Here is a 17109-nt window from a genome sequence, read left to right on the forward strand (position 1 = left end):
TTTTGAACAAATTGGAGAAACCCAGCAAGGAATAGGGCGGAATTATAGGCGTTTTGGGAAGAAGCCGGGTGAGATGTTTTAAATATGGCTACCGGAATGGTTGCTACGTCTGTCGTCGGCACTAAAGGCGCAGCTATAGAAGAGGAGGTAGCTTTATGCAAAAAGAAGAGTTTGTATCACTTTGGGTAGGCAGTATCAGTTCTCCAGAAGAATTAGAAAAGATTCTTAAAACTTCTTATACTGAAGATGGTGATTTTATTCCTTCAATATTTGCTCATAGCTTTAATATAGAAAGGTACGACGAGTCTGTTCGTGAAGCAGATTTTTATGAAGAGTCTAGTAACTCAGTAAGTCGATTATTAGAAGACTTCTCTTACGATCATACGATTATCCCCGAATTTATTTCAGTATGTGGAGAGCACCTGACAAAAAATTATAATGCGGTGGTCTTATATAATTTCGACTATAAAGGTGTCAAAAAGAAGGTATCTATTGGTGGCGGTGAATTTAAATTTTTAGGTTCAGTTAAATATATGTAATGAATACTCAAATTTCAATGATGATAAATGAATATATAGAAAAAGATGATTTTTTCGGAGCAGTACCCGATGAAGATATTTCGAGGGCTGAAGAGAAATTAGGATGCAAATTTCCAAGGCAATATAAAGAGTTTGTTAAAGCATATGGCTCAGGAGGAATATGTGGAGTTGAGGTCTTAGGAGTAGAGGGAAATGGATATGCTTCAGTAGTTGATGCTACAGAAAGATTTAGAAAATTTGGTTTACCTGAGGAATACTTAGTTATTGAAAATGTGGACGAGTTTGTTTATTGTCTCAATACTGGAGAAAATCATTGTGTAATAAGGTGGGATGACATAAGCAAAAAGGAGATTGAAAGATATTCTAGCTTTGATGATTATTTACAAGACAGTTTTCAAGAAGCAATAGATAACTGGTAAGGAAAAGCCAAGATTTAAAACTCCACCTCTAAAAAGGGCGGGGTTTTTGTTTTAGAAGGGAGACGATTAATTGTGAAAGCCCTTTTTACCTTAATGTTTCTTAAATTATTCCTCTCCTACATTGACCAAGAAACCAAATATAGGATATGCTTTGGTGAGAGACCTGTAAAAATGAGGGATTTTTGTAAGGGGGATTTTTTGAGGAATGAATAGTGGCTCCACTGTGTGGCAAAGAAATTTTTCCTTTCTGTTTGTCTCTAAAATGGTGAAAATAACCGCAGACAGCTTTGCTTTTACTTCTATTTTGTGGTTTCTCATTTTAGATGGAAAAGGGGCTGTCGGAACAGGTATGCTAATAGCTGTCACCCTTCTTCCCCAAGCTTTAATAGGACCGTTGATTTCACCTTTTATGAAACCAAAAACTCTTAAGTTCTGGATGTTCTCCGCAGATATAACAAGGGCTTCATTGATGCTGATCATTCCAATTTTTTATTTTAGTGGATTTTCACCATTATGGTTCATTATTTCACTAATGCTGATACATTCGGCAACTGGGGCTTCTTATGATCCTGCATCCATTTCCATGATTCCGCAAATTGTTAAGAATGAACTTATTCAAAAAGCTAATGCCACCATAGAATCTTCAGCCCAAATTGTAAAATTGGTCTCGTTAATGGTTTGCGGTATATTGATTGCTGTAATAGGCGCTGCTTATACAATGCTTATTATATTTCCATTTTACATCGCTTCAGCCTGTTTAGTTCTGTGTATAAAATTTAGCTCGAAAGAAGAAGGGGCTCAGGAACAGAAACCAAAAGGCGCATATTTTAAAAAGCTAAAAAGAGGTTTTGTACTTGTTCGAAATCATCATATTTTGCTTCCGCTAGCCGTATACTGCATTTTGTTGAATATCGGTTCAGCTCCTTGGGAGGCGCTTTCAGCGATCTATCTGTCAGAAGATTTAGGCGGCGGTTCGGTCATTCATTCTTTCATAAGAGTAGCAACAGCTACCGGAGCCTTTTTAATGGGGTTTATCTTAACTAAAGTAAGAGTGAACCGATATGGACTATTGTTTGTCTCCGCTGGAATTATAGAAGGAATTGCACTTTTCATAACAGGAATGAATTCAGTTTTATTACTACTTCTTCTCGCAGCATTTGTTTTGGGGGCTACCATTAGTGCCATAAACGTACCTGAACACACCATTATTCAAACCTCAGTTGCAGATGAAGATCAGCCGCAGGTATTTGCTGTTATTAGAATGATCTCTCATGTGATGGTACCATTAGGGGCTTTAATTAGCGGCTATGCAGCTGCTGCCTTTGGTGCAGGAAAAGTTATCGCTTTCGGCGGACTGATTGAAATTCTAGCTGGAATTGCGATATTAACTCTTACGAAACTAAGTAAAACCAATCGTTCAGACATGATAAGGGATAAAGAAGAAAGTTTAAAAATGTAAGAAAATTCATACGTTTAAATGCCGAATATTTCAAAATGATTAAGAAAGGGGTTTTTATTTTGGTATATAAAAGCGTAATACCTTATGATCTAGTGGCAACGAAAATGAATTATTGGTATGTAGCTCTTAAAAATGACTGGGTTGATGAAGCTGAAAAAATGAAATCTGAGGTTAAACAAGAGATCGCTATAATGGAAGAAAATCAGGATGTCCTTATATATTTTTCATTGCTTGAATTCCGTCATAAGCTGATGTTGGATTACATTTGTCCAGAAGCAGCAAAAGATATACAGGTTCATTATGAAGAGTTAAGGGAAAAGACTAAAGGCGGGAGAAATTTGAATGGTATGCTCGAATATTATTACTATTTCTTCACAGCAATGTATCATTTTAGACAGAAAGAACTTCTTCATGCTTTAGCTTACTACCAAAATGCCGAAAATCAATTGAATTCATTTGAAAGCGATGATGTTGAAAAGGCAGAATTTTATTTCAAATTGTCAGAAATTTATTACTATATGAAACAAACATATTTTTCAATGTATTATGCTAATCATGCATATAAGATTTATTTAAAACAGCCAACATATGGACAGCGTAGAGTACAATGCCAATTTTTAATGACTGGTAACTGGCTGGATAAAATGAATCCTGAAAAAGCCCTGGAGCATACCAGCAAAGCACTGTCAGATGCAAAGGAATTACAAGTTGATTATTTAATTGGTTCTTCACACTTGAATATTGGAATATGTTATAATCAACTTGAAGAACTTTACAAAGCAGAAAATCATTTTCAAATGGCTGCTGAACTTTATAAAAATGAAAAGCACAGCTTTTTGCCAAAAGCCCTCTTTAATATTTCGCACGTTAAAGCGAAACAAGAGAAGTGGATTGAAGCAGAAGATCGGTACTTTGAGGGTATGGAATGGGCTCAAAAATTTGAGGACCAAGAATTCCTTACAAAGCTGAAAATGATTTACGGGTTGTATTTATCATTTGACCTTGACACAGTTCGAGAATCCTTTGAGTTCTTCAGTGAAAAAGGTATGTATGCAGACATAGAAGAGTATGGAGTCATCACGGCAGAACTTCTACAAGGAAAAGAAATGCTACATGATTCACTTGAGTTTTACCGCAGAGTAGTTGAGGCAAGAAGACAAATACAAAGGAGTGGGACAGTACATGAAAGCTAAGTTGCTAATTTGCTCTATTCTGTTATTAGGTGCAGTTGGTTTATTGGGCACTTCTTACGATCAATCAACAAATACAGCATATCATGTTGCTGACAGGGTAGCAATTTAACTCTGAGACTGCTAAATTAATATATAGAACCTTTAAAAGAGACCAGTTCGTGAAACTCACTGTGAGTTTATGGGCTGGTCTTTTTCATTTCTGAAATATCGATTAGTTTTCCGGATTTCACCAATATATTCAAGCCAGTAAAGAAGCGGCTCTCAAATATACTCCCAGCACCAGATTTGCCTCTAGAAAAAATGGAAGGATTGATGCTGAGGAATGCAATTAAAGTAAATCCTAAGTGAAAAGTGATTAAAGTTATGGCTAATCAATTGTAAAAATGTGTATTATTTTTGAATTATTTTTCAATTCTACACCATTTGACAATTTTTTCATCCTTTTGGTGTTAAGCTCAAGGTGTCTATTAAATGGACAAGCATTTAATAGTTAAACAAAACGAAAAGGGGATGTGTTTATGTTTAAAAACAAACTCAAAAAAGTAGCGGGAGCGGTTGCAGTTGCTGGGGCTCTGTTGGTATCCGGATTACCTGCAAGTGCTGCGCCGGATTTAACTCCGATTCGAGACAAGTATCCAGACGCCTATCAATTCCAATGGAATGGCAACAATACTGTAACTGTTTTCTTTAGAGACAGCCAAGGTAAATCTTATCATGAAACATATACATGTGTTACGGTTATACAAGGAACTTGCTACGTGTATAAGTAAACCGTAAGACAAAATTCTGTCTCAATCGTTTGTATTCTTATTCTTTCTGAGACAGAATTTTTTTCATTAACCAAATCAGTTACTTTCACCTCTCTGTGTCCAAATCCTCTTTATTTATGCCCCTCTCGTTGATCAATGAAAACAAAGCTGGAACAGTTTTCCGCGGCACCATCAGAATATGCTTGCGCCAATATGAGTTTTTCACAGTTTACATGGGAGAGCTGAACAGCGGCCGCAGCACACCTTCAGACTGACTGGCCTAAGGGTCTTATCTAGCGAATAATGTCGGAGACGCTCTCATAGCATCATTATTGAAAAATAAGTCTGTTTCATGTGGTAATCGATTGATTCCAGATATTTCTGAAGTGAGAGTGTCAATGAAATGGAACATTCCTATCAAAGTCCCGGCATTCCTGTAAGTTTTTAGCTCACCATCGTTTTTCACAAGTTATCATTCATTAATGTCTAAACGCGAGTAGATTCGTATAGTAAGACATCATGGGTTTCTTCCATGACTTTTATTTCTTGCGTAACCACTAAGCGGCTGATTTACATCATCAATAGGCAATGCTTATAAGTTTTGCAGAACCTTTCTTGCACCTAAAAACAGCCATGAACAAAGAACAAACGGCATTGTTAGGGCAGGGAGTCCATATGGCAAAAGATAAGTGCTGAGTCCCGCTGTTATAGGCACCGTCAGACAAGCTGAAATGATCCCTGACAAAAATGAAAACCGGTTATGTTCACTTTTAAAAATGGCAGATACGGCCAGGATTGTTAAAATTGCATTATACCCGTAAAGACCCAATGTTATGAGAGAACGCTCTCCTCCTAAAAGGAATGCAATGATGATGGCAACTGCATTTCCGATAACTGCATAAAGTCCCAGTTTTCTTCCTGCCCAAAATACGGCTAGAAAAATTAAAATCCCGGATACTGTGTTATTCAGAAAAAATACTTGTCCAATTCCATGAAAGACCCCGTCTACTAAATTGACTCCCCCTGCTGTCTTTAGTTCCCAGTGTGTTAAATCCTGAGGTATCAGGGCAGAGCTTAATTTAACCCCATTTAATTTGTATGAAGCCAGCAATATAAACCATGTCAGGATAACAAAGGGGAATGTAAGAATTGGAACTTCGGTTCTTTTCGTAAAATGCATCATGGCGGCTGTAAAAATGGCTGCTAAGGCTGATCCAATTAAAGCGACAAGCCACATGTAAGGGCCAGTTAAGAATGATGCCAATGCCATTCCTGTTAACACAGAATTATATCCTAATAGACCCTCATTTATAATCTTTTCATCTGCCGCTCCCAATTTCCCTACTAAAGTACCGATAATAGCGGACAACAAAGCGATTATACCTAAATAATAGGAAAAAATAGTAATGGCTATAAGGATTAGAAAGCCGGTCATAACATTCTCAATCAGGATGACTTGAGAGATGCCTTTGAGAGAAGCTGTTATTAAACGGGAAAACACCGCCTCGCTTAATAAATGATGTTTGTTTTTTCGCATAATGAATATTCTCCTTTCTTTTCAAGGTTATATATCTTCAATGTATCATATATAAATTTTTGAATATATAAATTGACATATATGTAAAAAATGATATACATTTAAAACAGAAGCAGGGGAATCAAATATATTTTCAGTTTTTTAGTTTTTGCGCTTTCAGCTCAGAATGTTAATGAACTGGCTCCCCCTTATAATGAATGCTCACCGTTTGGTCGTAATAAAAATACAGGGAGGTTTTGTGATGCAACTATTACCGCGTGAAGTAGACAAGCTTATGATTGTTGTGGCAGCAGATCTTGCGAAGCGACGTAAAGAACGGGGATTAAAATTGAATCACCCGGAAGCAGTAGCCCTGATAACGTATGAAGTGTTGGAAGGAGCACGGGATGGAAAAACAGTTGCGGAGTTGATGGAATATGGAACAACCATTTTGTCGCGGGAAGATGTAATGGAAGGCATTCCGGAAATGATTGATGATATCCAGGTAGAAGCTACATTTCCAGACGGCACAAAGCTTGTAACTGTACATAGTCCAATTAAATAAAATGGATAGGAGGCTATTGAAATGGAACCGGGGCAACTATTTTTAAAAGAAACGGATATCATTTGTAATGTCGGAAGAGCGGCGTCCAAATTGAATGTAACGAATACAGGTGACCGCCCAGTTCAAGTAGGTTCACATTTTCATTTTTATGAAGCGAATGAAGCGCTTCAATTCAAACGAGAAGAAGCATTTGGAAAGCGACTAAACATTCCGGCAGGAGCAGCTGTGCGTTTTGAGCCCGGGGATGAAAAAGAAGTGGAATTAGTGCCTTACGCCGGCGAACGCCGGGTATACGGATTTAATAATAAAGTGGACGGATCATTAGAAAAAGAGGGGAACCAATCATGAGCTTCAAGATGCCAAGAAAGCAATACGCTGAAATGTACGGCCCGACTACAGGGGACTCTATTCGTCTGGCAGATACAGATTTGCTCATCGAAATTGAGAAAGACTACACGACATATGGAGATGAAGTGGTATTCGGCGGCGGTAAAGTTATTCGTGATGGAATGGGACAACACCCTTTAGTTATACGTGGAGAGGGAATAGCAGATGTTGTCATTACGAATGCTGTTGTCTTAGATTACACTGGTATTTATAAAGCGGACATTGGAATTCGTGATGGCAAAATCGCTGGAATCGGGAAAGCAGGTAATCCGCTAATCATGGACAATGTGGATATTGTGATTGGCTCTGGTACAGAAGTTATTGCTGCTGAAGGTATGATTGTAACTGCGGGCGGAATTGACACTCACGTCCATTTTATTAATCCGGAGCAAATCAGAACAGCATTAGCTTCAGGTCTTACCACCCTAATTGGAGGAGGAACAGGCCCTGCTGCAGGTTCAAAGGCTACCACGGTTACACCGGGCGAGTGGCATATGCACCGAATGCTTGAAGCGGCAGAGGGCATGCCGATTAATGTTGGGTTTACAGGAAAAGGACAAGCCGCTTCAGAAGCTCCGCTGGTAGAGCAAATACGCGCCGGTGCCATTGGACTGAAAGTTCATGAGGACTGGGGCGCTACAGCTTCAGCTATCGATCATGCGCTAAGTGTGGCTGACAAATATGATGTTCAGGTTGCCCTTCACGCGGATACATTAAACGAAGGCGGATTTATGGAAAATACAATGGCAGCTATTAAAAATCGCGTCATTCATATGTACCATACAGAGGGTGCAGGGGGAGGACATGCTCCTGACTTAATTAAATCGGCCAGCTTTAACAATGTTCTGCCGTCATCTACGAACCCGACATTACCTTATACAGTCAATACGGTAGATGAGCACTTAGATATGTTAATGGTCTGTCACCACTTGAATCCATCTATTCCGGAAGATTTGGCGTTTGCTGACTCACGTATCAGACGCGAAACGATTGCAGCTGAGGATATTCTCCAGGATATGGGTGTATTCAGTATGACTAGTTCGGATGCCCAAGCGATGGGACGGATTGGAGAAGTCATTTTACGTACATGGCAAGTAGCCGATAAGATGAAAAAACAAAGAGGAACAATGGCGGGCGACAGCGAGCTTTCGGACAACAACCGCGTAAAACGTTATATTGCCAAATATACAATTAATCCTGCCATTACTCATGGTATTTCTGAATATGTCGGTTCTATCGAGAGAGGGAAAATGGCCGACCTCGTTGTCTGGAATCCAGCATTTTTCGGTGTGAAGCCTGAAATGGTGATGAAAAGCGGCTTTGTTGCAGAGAGCTTAATGGGAGATGCTAACGCCTCTATCCCGACACCGCAGCCTGTTATTTACCGTCCGATGTATGGGCAGTTTGGCAAGGCGTTGTCCAGCACTTCCATTACGTTTATTTCCCAGGCAGCTTTCGATGACAAAGTGCATGAGAAGCTTGGGTTGCAAAAAATCATTCTTCCGGTTCGCGGTATTCGCAAACTAACGAAAAAAGATATGAAGCTGAATTGCGAAACTCCTGAAATAACGGTCGATCCACAAACATATGAAGTAAAAGTAAATGGCCAATTAATTACATGTGACCCTGTTGATAAGGTGCCAATGGGTCAACGATATTTCCTATTCTGAGGTGAGAGTCATGATCATTGAACAAATCGTAACAAATCTTGAAAACATGGAAAAAGAGGAAATTGAAAAACGCCATATTGAAAAAGTTTACCTTGAAAGTGCTTATTTAGTAAAACGAATCCAACGGGTGAAAACAGATCATGGCAACGAAATTGGAATACGCTTAAAAGAAGCGCGTGACCTTGTCGCTGGTGATGTTTTGTATATGGACGATAAAAATATGGTCGTCATCGATGTACTGTCCGATGATTTATTAGTTATCAAACCGCGCACCTTGAATGAAATGGGAACGATCGCTCATCAATTAGGAAATCGCCACCTGCCGGCGCAGTTTGAAGAGGACGAAATGCTTGTTCAATATGATTATCTTGTAGAAGAGTTACTTCAAGACCTGCAAATTCCATATAAACGTGAAGACCGAAAAGTAAAACAGGCTTTCCGCCATATCGGTCATAGCCATGATTAATATTTTATCTTTACTCCAACTATGTGATTCAAATTTCCCTATAGGGGCTTTTAGTCATTCGTATGGTCTTGAGACCTATATTCAAGAAGATAAAGTCCATGATCAAGCAACGTTCGTACAATGGCTTCATACGTATGTAAACGAGCAGCTCATCTATTCAGATGGGTTGGCTTCCCGTCTTGTATATGAAGCTTTAGAGAACGAAGATTTACAAACAGTATGGAAATTAGATCGCATGTTGACTGTTCAAAGTTTGCCGCGTGAAACAAGAGAAGGAACCCAAAGGATGGGCGAGCGGATGTTAAATCTTATTGAATCCCTATATGATATACCCATTCTTTCAACATATCGGGAGCGTATAGATCAAAAGCAATCGTTTGGACATCCCTCCATTGTATTTACGATTGTAGGTCATCATCTTGGTGTCCCTTCATCAACGACTACACTGTACTATTTGTATTCAGCAGTCTCAAATCTTGTTCAAAATGCGGTACGGGCCGTCCCTCTAGGGCAAGTGGCAGGTCAAAAGACAATTCAAGAATTTCAGACTGTTTTAATCGAAGCAACAGAAAAAATTCAAAGTTTAAATGAAGAAGAATTCGGGATTGTTTCTCCCGGTTTAGAATTATCTCAAATGATGCACGAGCGTGTAAATATTCGTATTTTCATGTCTTAATAAAAAAGGAAGTGTTAGGTATGAAACCAATTAGGATCGGTGTAGGAGGACCTGTAGGAGCAGGGAAAACGATGTTAGTCGAAAAATTAACCCGGCATTTGCAAGATGAAATGAGTATGGCAGTTGTGACAAACGACATTTATACAAAAGAAGATGCCAAGTTTTTAATGAACAACGGGGTGCTTCCCGCAGATCGGATTATAGGTGTGGAAACAGGCGGCTGCCCTCATACGGCAATACGCGAAGACGCATCAATGAACTTTGCAGCCATTGATGAGCTAGTGAAGAAGAATCCAGACGTTGAACTTATTTTCGTTGAAAGCGGTGGAGATAATCTGGCAGCTACATTCAGCCCTGAACTTGTTGACTTTTCAATCTATATTATTGATGTGGCCCAAGGGGAGAAAATACCGAGAAAAGGCGGTCAAGGAATGATTAAATCTGATTTGTTTATCATCAATAAAACAGATTTAGCGCCTTTCGTTGGAGCAAATCTGGACGTTATGGCATCTGATACGAAGGTTTTCCGCGGAGACAAGCCGTTCGCTTTTACAAATTTAAAAACGAATGAAGGTCTTGATCAAGTCATTGACTGGATTAAGGAAAATGCACTATTAAAAGGACTGGAGTAAGATGGGGGACTGGACAGGCGTTTTGCGTTTGAGCGCTGAAGAAAAAAATGGAAAGACCATTGCGAAAAATGTGTATTTTCAGGGGGCGTATAAAGTCATGCGTCCTATTTATCATGATGAATCAGGACAAGCCTGTTATTATATTTTAAACCCCGGCGGCGGTTATTTAGACGGTGATCGCTATCAAATGAAGATTTCACTGGAGAAACAAGCAAGATTAACATTAACAACCCAATCGGCAACTAAAATATATAAGACACCGCATACACATGCATATCAGGAAACGGAATTTAACCTTAAGGAAGGCAGTTATCTTGAGTACATTCCCGATCCGCTTATCGGCTATCAAAATGCACGGTATAAACAAAAAAATATAGTATATATTGAAAAAGGATGTACGTTCCTTTATTCAGATATTGTGACTCCTGGATGGTCTCCTAGTGGAGAAAAGTTTACCTATGAGATGCTTCAATTCATTAATGAAATCTATATGGAAAATGAGCTGGCAGTCTATGACCATATCAAACTATGCCCGACCAAACAAAATATAGATGGTCTGGGTTTAATGGAAGGCTATTCTCACTTAGGTTCCATGATTGTGATCAATGAACAAGTAGATCATGACCTTCTTGATCGTTTATATCAGGCCGTGGATACTCAGACAAAAGAATATAAAATAGGCATATCTTTATTGCCTGTCCCTGGGTTTTCCGTACGGGTATTAGCAAATCAAACACAGATCATCGAAAGTCTGTTTTCCGAATTTCATCATCTCCTCAACCAAGTATGGTTTAACAAAACCCCGAGTTTTTTAAGAAAATATTAACGGTTAAAAAACCAGCAACTGTTCAATTGTTGGTTTTTTTCAGATTCAAGAAGGGGCTGTATTTTGTGGAAGGTACATTATTCTCGGTTTTAATGCTGGCATTAATTTTAGGAATCAAGCATGCGATTGAACCTGACCATGTGATTGCGGGACAATTGCAAGTCAAAGTAAAAAGTTATGGCAAGCTTCTTTAGCGGGCATTTTTTGGGGCATTGGCCATACTGTAACATTGTTTATAGTTGGAATCATTGTCATTGTAATGAAGGGGCAAATATCAGAAAAATGGTCGATGTCCTTAGAATTTTTAGTAGGAGTCATGCTTGTTTATTTAGGGGTTAAAACGATTCTTTCTTTCAAGAATAGCCCTGTACATACGCATCAACACAAACATCTCCACACCCATCAAAGCAGCGGCGACCATAAGCGCCGCCATAAAAACGTAACGTACTTAAGATCAACATTCATCGGTTTAGTTCATGGTCTTGCAGGAAGTGGAGCCATGGTCTTATTAACGATAAGTACTGTCAAGAGTGTAGAGGAAGCGGCAATATATATTCTTATATTCGGGGCAGGAACAGTTATTGGTATGCTTTTCTTTACAACAATTATTGGAATTCCCTTTGTGCTGAGTAAGAAGCGAGGGGCAATCAGCGGAACACTAGGGATGACGACGGGTGTAATAAGTGCTGTTTTTGGTGTATACTATATGTATAACTTGGGTATTAATGAGGGTTTATTTAACCTTTGGATTTAAAAATAGTATAAAGTAACCGCCATTTAAAGATTGAGGTGAATGATATAAATACTTTAGGGTATGCCATTCTGAGCGTTCTCGGCAGAAGACCTTGTTCAGGATATGAGTTAGTTCAGTACCTGGAGGTAGTGTGGCCGGCAAAACATAGTCAAATATATCCTTTGCTAAATAAAATGGAACAAGAAGAATTTCTTGAATACGAGCATGTAGAGCAAATAGGGAAACCTGATAAAAAAATATACTCCATCACTGAAAAGGGAAAAGAAGCGTTAGAAGATTGGATCGCTGTATCTCCTTCAGATCCAATAAATAGGGACGAATTTCTTATTAAAGTATATTCGATTTGGTTGTTGGAAGAGGAAGATTCTGTAAAATTGATTCAGGATCGAATCAAAAATTTAGAAAAAACAATTGATACCCAATTGAACAAAATGGCGGAGCTAGAAAACAAGGAATCGGATAGCATGTCTAAAAACTTTGGCCGTTATATCTTGATTGATCGCAAATTCAGACTGGCTAAAGAAGAAAAAACATGGTGTCAAAAGGTTTTAAATCTAATAAAAGATAAGAAATTTAATTTTCCCTTTCTGTGTTATGTCAGTGTAGAAGGGATAAATGGAGCGTCACTGCTTATCTAGACTGAAAACGAATGTCACGTACATAAGATAAGGCGCCTCAATATAACACAGTGAGAACGCCGCATGTTCACGCCCGCGTTCAAAAAACGAATGGTGCAGAAAACGAAACGTGCCATTTTTGTTAAACAATCGAGGGAACTGCCGGACTGCCCCACAAGATGAGACAAATAAAAAACACCTTCGAGTTTGAAATCGGATCAATCTTATCCGAAATATGACTTGGAGGTGTTTTTAAATGAGAATCGGGTTACATGGTTTGGTGATGGAAACGTGACTGAAGGGGAACTGAAGATGATTTGGGAAAAGACATTTGCTGTTCAGGGAATGACGGAAGCTATATTGAGTACCCTAATGATCACCATGACGCAATAAAGAAAATAAGAAAGAAGAGGGCAGAATGCAATCACGAGTGAAAAACAGACAACACCAATATATAAATAATCCAATAATCAACTTCGTAGATAAATTAATAGAACTCATGAAAAAAGCGCTTTATGGAATTGCTGGCGTTCTTTTGGTTTTTGTAGTAATGGCAGCTCTATACGTGATTGGGAGTGGAGGAGACGATAAAGCAGGGGATGAATTACGGCTCGGACAGTCTATTACAGGTGCTAATTCTATTGAGAATTTAGAGAAAAACTCCGGTAATTTATTCAACGTTGAAGGGGAGACAATTACTATTTCAAAGCATCAAAGAATAAAAATTATAAAAATTTTAGAAGAAGATAACTTGGCATTAATAGAAGTATTAAGCGGGTCTAATAAGGGCACTCAATGGTGGGTAAAAAAATCATCTATTAGAAGAGAGTATAAATCACGATCTTCGAAAAAGTAGGAAAATAAATATGAAGGCTTTTAATGAATATGCAAAAGGATATTTTGATGCTGAATTATATAGCGCTTAACATGAACTTGAAACACTAGTCAGTATCAGAGAGAGACTAACGGAAACTTTGGGGAAGATAGCATTTTAGTGAAGGGAATTATTTTATTTTTTGGAGGTTATAAATGTACTTTATATCAGGATTCATGTCGTGTTTGCTGGGGCTATCAATGTTATTTTCTGTACAGTTGTTATCTGTTGCTTTTCCTAATTATGTGATTGATGGGATTAGTGATGAAGAGACTTCAGCTTATTTTCAATCATCTGTGTTATTTTATCCTGTATTGTTAATGATCTTAGGTGTAATATTAATTATTGTTCATTTTCGAACAAAAAAGTGAGATTTTGAATAAAAATTACGGTTTTATTCTGAGCAAAGAGAGATGTGAAAATGGTAAATGTCTTAACAAATGTCTTAAAAAATGACAGATTGGATGCATATCCATTATTTAAAAAGTTTTGTTTCCTCAAAGAAAAAGGGTTGCGAAAGGAATCCTTTAAAGCATTGTCCGCCTTTATTGATGAAGCAAAGACGTGGGATAATAATGTACAACAGCATTTTGCCAGTTGGCTATTTGCCTTATTTGAAGAATCAGATAATATTCATCATATACTCGTTTATCCTTTGGAGGAGGAACTTTTGAAGCCTTTACTTGAGAGATGGATGAAGAGTAATCCCGAAGATCCAAGACCATATAGATGGTATGGCGTGTTTTTAAATACTGAAAAACGTGTCGATTACTTAAACAACGCACTTAGACGTGGTGGCAGCAATGATCAATTATCCCTATTAACGCTAATCGATATTTATTTGAATGCTCTTTGGTATTCATTTCATCATATATCTGAAGATTTATATCTTGGCGATATTAAAGAAGATACAGTACTTCTTGCTAAGTCCCGGCAGTTAAATAACAAAGTAGAATGTGAACAAACAAGAAAAAACAATAACGAAGCACTTAACTATTATCAAGATCTATTGAATGACTGGGTGATGTTTAAAGAAGGGCAATCAAAAGGATTTGTTGAATGGTGTGAAAATAAGGGTAGAAACTATTATTGGGTCAAAGCTTATTATTATGAAAAATAACTATATTAAAGCGAAAGAGCCTAGTCGGGGTTTATCACTGTTAACGTATTCCTACAGCTGGTTCAGTACATCATCATGTCAACCCGTTAAGCATTCACCAAAAAGGCAAACAGAAATAAAAAATTGGTTTGTCCGCACAGCTTACCTGAATACAATAAGAAATAAAGTATTTCTCGGGAAAGCGCAGGTTTCAACAAGACCTGCCCCGTCCTTCTCAAAAAACATCGGAATGCGCAGTCATGTGGGCGTCTGTCACGGCTTAAGCGCGCCATGAATAGGATATAAAGAGAGAATGGTGAGGTGAGTGTGTTGGAAAGGGCTGTTACTTATAAAAACAACGGACAAATCAATATCATACTGAACGGTCAAAAGCAGGTTTTGGCCAATTCAGAGGCTGAAGCCGAATATCAGGCCGCACTGCAAAAAAATGAAGCCAAACACAGCATTCTGAAGGAAATTGAAAGGGAAATGAACACCCTGGTCGGGATGGAGGAAATGAAGCGCAATATTAAGGAAATCTACGCCTGGATTTTCGTCAATAAAAAGCGTGAAGAACAAGGCCTTAAAGCTGGAAAACAGGCGCTACACATGATGTTCAAAGGAAACCCGGGAACCGGAAAAACGACCGTCGCCAGGCTGATCGGCAGGCTTTTTTACGAGATGAATGTTCTCTCAAAAGGCCATCTGATCGAGGCGGAGCGCGCCGATCTTGTCGGTGAGTACATCGGTCATACGGCGCAAAAAACGAGGGATTTAATCAAAAAAGCGATGGGCGGAATCCTGTTCATCGATGAAGCCTATTCCCTTGCCAGAGGTGGAGAGAAAGACTTCGGCAAGGAGGCAATCGATACATTAGTCAAACATATGGAAGATAAGCGGAACGAATTTATTTTAATCCTCGCTGGATATTCGCGGGAAATGGATCATTTTCTTTCATTAAATCCAGGCCTTCAGTCAAGGTTTCCGATCAGCATCGATTTTCCCGATTACTCAGTCAGCCAGCTGATGGACATTGCGAAACGGATGATGGCGGAAAGGGAATATCAGTTCAGTCCTGAGGCCGAATGGAAGTTGAAAGATCATCTGATGGCCGTCAAAAGCACGGTCAGCCCCGCGAAGTTCAGCAACGGCCGCTTCGTCCGCAACCTGATCGAAAAATCCATCCGGTCGCAGGCGATGAGACTGCTGATGGGAGACTGCTATTTAAAGAATGATCTGATAACCATCAAAAGCCAGGATCTCGACTTGAAGGAAGACGCGCCGCACGTATAATGGCGCGTTCTTTTTTTATTTTCGAGGATTTCTGGCAACCGCTCCCTTCGTTTGTTATGATAGTACTGCTTAATTGACTAACGTTAAGAAAGGAACATGATCATTTGAACGGACAGGACGTCATGAAAGAGAAAGCCATATTAGTCGGATGCCAGCTTCCGCACGTATCTGATGAGCGTTTTTCATACTCGATGGAAGAGCTCGCCGCGCTGACGAAAACGGCCGATGGAACGGTTGTTTCCACGGTCACGCAGAAGCGGAACCGTGTGGATGCTGCTACATATATCGGAAAAGGAAAAGTAGATGAATTGTCGGTGCTCTGTGAAGAGCTGTCGCCCGATGTTTTAATTTTTAATGATGAATTGTCGCCGAGTCAGCTGAAAGCGCTTGTCACAACGCTTGACGTGAAAATTATCGATAGGACGCAGTTGATCCTCGATATTTTCGCCAAACGCGCGCGGACAAGGGAAGGAAAGCTGCAAATTGAGCTGGCGCAGCTGCAATACGCCCTCCCGCGGTTAAGCGGCCAGGGAATCAACCTGTCAAGGCAAGGCGGCGGAATCGGAACAAGAGGCCCAGGGGAGACAAAGCTGGAAACCGACCGGCGTCATATCCGAAACCGGATTCATGAAATCAATGTTCAGCTGTCTACCGTCATTCGCCACAGAAGCAGATACAGAGAAAGAAGAAAGAAAAACGGCGTACTGCAAATCGCGCTCGTCGGCTACACCAATGCAGGGAAATCGACCTGGTTTAACAGGCTTACAGACGCCGACAGCTATGAAGAAAACCTGCTGTTTGCCACACTTGACCCGATGACCCGCAAAATGACGCTGCCGAGCGGATACAGCGTGCTGCTCTCAGATACGGTCGGGTTTATTCAGGATCTGCCGACGACTTTGATCGCGGCTTTCAGATCGACGCTCGAAGAAGTAAAAGAAGCCGATCTGATTCTTCATATGATCGATTCTTCACACGAAGACTACGAGGGCCACGAAGCGACGGTCAAGCGCCTTCTTGAAGAACTTGAAGCCGACGATATTCCCGTTTTAACCGTCTATAACAAAAGAGACCGGAAGCGGCCGGATTTCATCCCTTCTTCAGGGAGAGGGCATATCATGACGAGCGCCAAAATAGACGGAGACTTGCGGCTGTTTAAGCAGGCGGTTGAAGACTATCTGAAAAAGGAACTGCTCGTTCCGTATGACGTAAGGATTCCCGCTTCAGAAGGAAGGCTGTTGTCGAGAATCAAGTCTGAGACAATGGCGAACAGCACTGTTTTTGACGAAGATCGCGAAGTATATGAAGTAGAAGGATATATTCTCCCTGACCAAAACATTTTGGGAGAGCTGAAGAAGTATATGTAGGAAAGGAC

18 protein-coding genes and 1 pseudogene are annotated in these 17109 nt (G+C 39.6%); 18 read left to right on the forward strand and 1 reads right to left on the reverse strand.

The annotated features are described in order from the left end of the window. Positions 1 to 155: 155 nt before the first annotated feature. The 5 genes from M1D59_RS10085 to M1D59_RS10105 all read left to right on the forward strand — a co-directional run bounded on the left by M1D59_RS10085 (position 156) and on the right by M1D59_RS10105 (position 4380). Positions 156 to 539 (forward strand): immunity 22 family protein, encoded by a 384-nt coding sequence (locus M1D59_RS10085; protein WP_458118010.1) that lies wholly within the window; start codon positions 156 to 158, stop codon positions 537 to 539. Then, a complete protein-coding gene (locus M1D59_RS10090) occupies positions 539 to 958 on the forward strand; it encodes an SMI1/KNR4 family protein (protein WP_025811516.1) in 420 nt (139 codons plus the stop codon). Before M1D59_RS10085 ends, M1D59_RS10090 begins: the two co-directional genes overlap by 1 nt. Positions 959 to 1163: 205 nt before the next feature. Further along, a complete protein-coding gene (locus tag M1D59_RS10095; protein WP_025811518.1) occupies positions 1164 to 2417 on the forward strand; it encodes an MFS transporter in 1254 nt (417 codons plus the stop codon). Positions 2418 to 2476: 59 nt separating this feature from the next. Beyond that, positions 2477 to 3610, forward strand: coding sequence for a Rap family tetratricopeptide repeat protein (locus M1D59_RS10100; RefSeq protein ID WP_025811520.1), 1134 nt, complete (start codon positions 2477 to 2479; stop codon positions 3608 to 3610). Between the two features lie 518 nt (positions 3611 to 4128). Further along, positions 4129 to 4380, forward strand: a complete 252-nt coding sequence (locus tag M1D59_RS10105; RefSeq protein ID WP_020451531.1) for a hypothetical protein — start codon at positions 4129 to 4131, stop codon at positions 4378 to 4380. Between the two features lie 571 nt (positions 4381 to 4951). Here the strand turns inward: M1D59_RS10105 and M1D59_RS10110 are convergent. After that, positions 4952 to 5896, reverse strand: a complete 945-nt coding sequence (locus tag M1D59_RS10110; protein WP_020451533.1) for an urea transporter — start codon at positions 5894 to 5896, stop codon at positions 4952 to 4954. A 241-nt stretch (positions 5897 to 6137) separates the two neighbouring features. On the opposite strand from M1D59_RS10110, the gene M1D59_RS10115 reads away from it, so the two are divergent. From M1D59_RS10115 to hflX, 13 genes and pseudogenes are all read left to right on the forward strand, one after another. Continuing rightward, positions 6138 to 6440, forward strand: coding sequence for an urease subunit gamma (locus M1D59_RS10115; protein WP_020451534.1), 303 nt, complete (start codon positions 6138 to 6140; stop codon positions 6438 to 6440). Between the two features lie 21 nt (positions 6441 to 6461). Continuing rightward, positions 6462 to 6788: an urease subunit beta gene (gene ureB / locus M1D59_RS10120; protein ID WP_020451535.1), complete on the forward strand. Its 327-nt coding sequence runs from the start codon at positions 6462 to 6464 to the stop codon at positions 6786 to 6788. Further along, positions 6785 to 8497, forward strand: a complete 1713-nt coding sequence (gene ureC, locus M1D59_RS10125; protein WP_458118011.1) for an urease subunit alpha — start codon at positions 6785 to 6787, stop codon at positions 8495 to 8497. The genes ureB and ureC overlap by 4 nt, the downstream gene beginning before the upstream one ends. A 10-nt stretch (positions 8498 to 8507) precedes the next feature. Next, positions 8508 to 8963 carry an urease accessory protein UreE gene (gene ureE, locus M1D59_RS10130; protein WP_026579681.1) on the forward strand — a complete coding sequence of 152 codons (456 nt, stop codon included), beginning with the start codon at positions 8508 to 8510 and terminating at the stop codon, positions 8961 to 8963. Next, positions 8956 to 9639 carry an urease accessory protein UreF gene (locus tag M1D59_RS10135; RefSeq protein ID WP_026579680.1) on the forward strand — a complete coding sequence of 228 codons (684 nt, stop codon included), beginning with the start codon at positions 8956 to 8958 and terminating at the stop codon, positions 9637 to 9639. Before ureE ends, M1D59_RS10135 begins: the two co-directional genes overlap by 8 nt. A 20-nt stretch (positions 9640 to 9659) precedes the next feature. Further along, positions 9660 to 10271, forward strand: a complete 612-nt coding sequence (gene ureG, locus M1D59_RS10140) for an urease accessory protein UreG (RefSeq protein ID WP_020451539.1) — start codon at positions 9660 to 9662, stop codon at positions 10269 to 10271. A gap of 1 nt (position 10272) precedes the next feature. After that, the gene (locus M1D59_RS10145) at positions 10273 to 11097 is read left to right on the forward strand and encodes an urease accessory protein UreD (RefSeq protein ID WP_458118012.1); all 825 of its coding nucleotides are present in this window, start codon (positions 10273 to 10275) and stop codon (positions 11095 to 11097) included. A 65-nt stretch (positions 11098 to 11162) separates the two neighbouring features. Then, positions 11163 to 11851 (forward strand): annotated as a pseudogene (locus M1D59_RS10150) (urease accessory protein UreH domain-containing protein). Between the two features lie 35 nt (positions 11852 to 11886). Further along, positions 11887 to 12489 carry a PadR family transcriptional regulator gene (locus M1D59_RS10155; RefSeq protein ID WP_080131400.1) on the forward strand — a complete coding sequence of 201 codons (603 nt, stop codon included), beginning with the start codon at positions 11887 to 11889 and terminating at the stop codon, positions 12487 to 12489. 397 nt (positions 12490 to 12886) lie between these two features. Then, positions 12887 to 13324, forward strand: coding sequence for a hypothetical protein (locus M1D59_RS10160; RefSeq protein WP_026579677.1), 438 nt, complete (start codon positions 12887 to 12889; stop codon positions 13322 to 13324). Between the two features lie 439 nt (positions 13325 to 13763). Beyond that, entirely contained in the window at positions 13764 to 14462 is a 699-nt protein-coding gene (locus M1D59_RS10165) for a hypothetical protein (protein WP_224067024.1), read from the forward strand. 306 nt (positions 14463 to 14768) lie between these two features. Next, positions 14769 to 15734, forward strand: a complete 966-nt coding sequence (spoVK, locus tag M1D59_RS10170; RefSeq protein ID WP_003182136.1) for a stage V sporulation protein K — start codon at positions 14769 to 14771, stop codon at positions 15732 to 15734. A gap of 122 nt (positions 15735 to 15856) precedes the next feature. Further along, entirely contained in the window at positions 15857 to 17101 is a 1245-nt protein-coding gene (gene hflX / locus M1D59_RS10175) for a GTPase HflX (protein ID WP_020451548.1), read from the forward strand. Positions 17102 to 17109: the final 8 nt, after the last annotated feature.

Source organism: Bacillus sp. PK6-026, assembly GCF_054161455.1.

What these genes read in the sequence shown, in the direction of transcription:
- M1D59_RS10135 (WP_026579680.1), top strand. Translation starts at nt 8,956, where the DNA reads ATGATTAATATTTTATCTTTACTCCAACTATGTGATTCAAATTTCCCT.
- ureE (WP_026579681.1), top strand. Translation starts at nt 8,508, where the DNA reads ATGATCATTGAACAAATCGTAACAAATCTTGAAAACATGGAAAAAGAG.
- M1D59_RS10115 (WP_020451534.1), top strand. Translation starts at nt 6,138, where the DNA reads ATGCAACTATTACCGCGTGAAGTAGACAAGCTTATGATTGTTGTGGCA.
- ureC (WP_458118011.1), top strand. Translation starts at nt 6,785, where the DNA reads ATGAGCTTCAAGATGCCAAGAAAGCAATACGCTGAAATGTACGGCCCG.
- ureG (WP_020451539.1), top strand. Translation starts at nt 9,660, where the DNA reads ATGAAACCAATTAGGATCGGTGTAGGAGGACCTGTAGGAGCAGGGAAA.
- M1D59_RS10160 (WP_026579677.1), top strand. Translation starts at nt 12,887, where the DNA reads ATGCAATCACGAGTGAAAAACAGACAACACCAATATATAAATAATCCA.
- M1D59_RS10095 (WP_025811518.1), top strand. Translation starts at nt 1,164, where the DNA reads ATGAATAGTGGCTCCACTGTGTGGCAAAGAAATTTTTCCTTTCTGTTT.
- M1D59_RS10165 (WP_224067024.1), top strand. Translation starts at nt 13,764, where the DNA reads ATGGTAAATGTCTTAACAAATGTCTTAAAAAATGACAGATTGGATGCA.
- hflX (WP_020451548.1), top strand. Translation starts at nt 15,857, where the DNA reads ATGAAAGAGAAAGCCATATTAGTCGGATGCCAGCTTCCGCACGTATCT.
- ureB (WP_020451535.1), top strand. Translation starts at nt 6,462, where the DNA reads ATGGAACCGGGGCAACTATTTTTAAAAGAAACGGATATCATTTGTAAT.
- M1D59_RS10105 (WP_020451531.1), top strand. Translation starts at nt 4,129, where the DNA reads ATGTTTAAAAACAAACTCAAAAAAGTAGCGGGAGCGGTTGCAGTTGCT.
- M1D59_RS10110 (WP_020451533.1), bottom strand. Translation starts at nt 5,896, where the DNA reads ATGCGAAAAAACAAACATCATTTATTAAGCGAGGCGGTGTTTTCCCGT.
- M1D59_RS10145 (WP_458118012.1), top strand. Translation starts at nt 10,273, where the DNA reads ATGGGGGACTGGACAGGCGTTTTGCGTTTGAGCGCTGAAGAAAAAAAT.
- M1D59_RS10085 (WP_458118010.1), top strand. Translation starts at nt 156, where the DNA reads ATGCAAAAAGAAGAGTTTGTATCACTTTGGGTAGGCAGTATCAGTTCT.
- M1D59_RS10090 (WP_025811516.1), top strand. Translation starts at nt 539, where the DNA reads ATGAATACTCAAATTTCAATGATGATAAATGAATATATAGAAAAAGAT.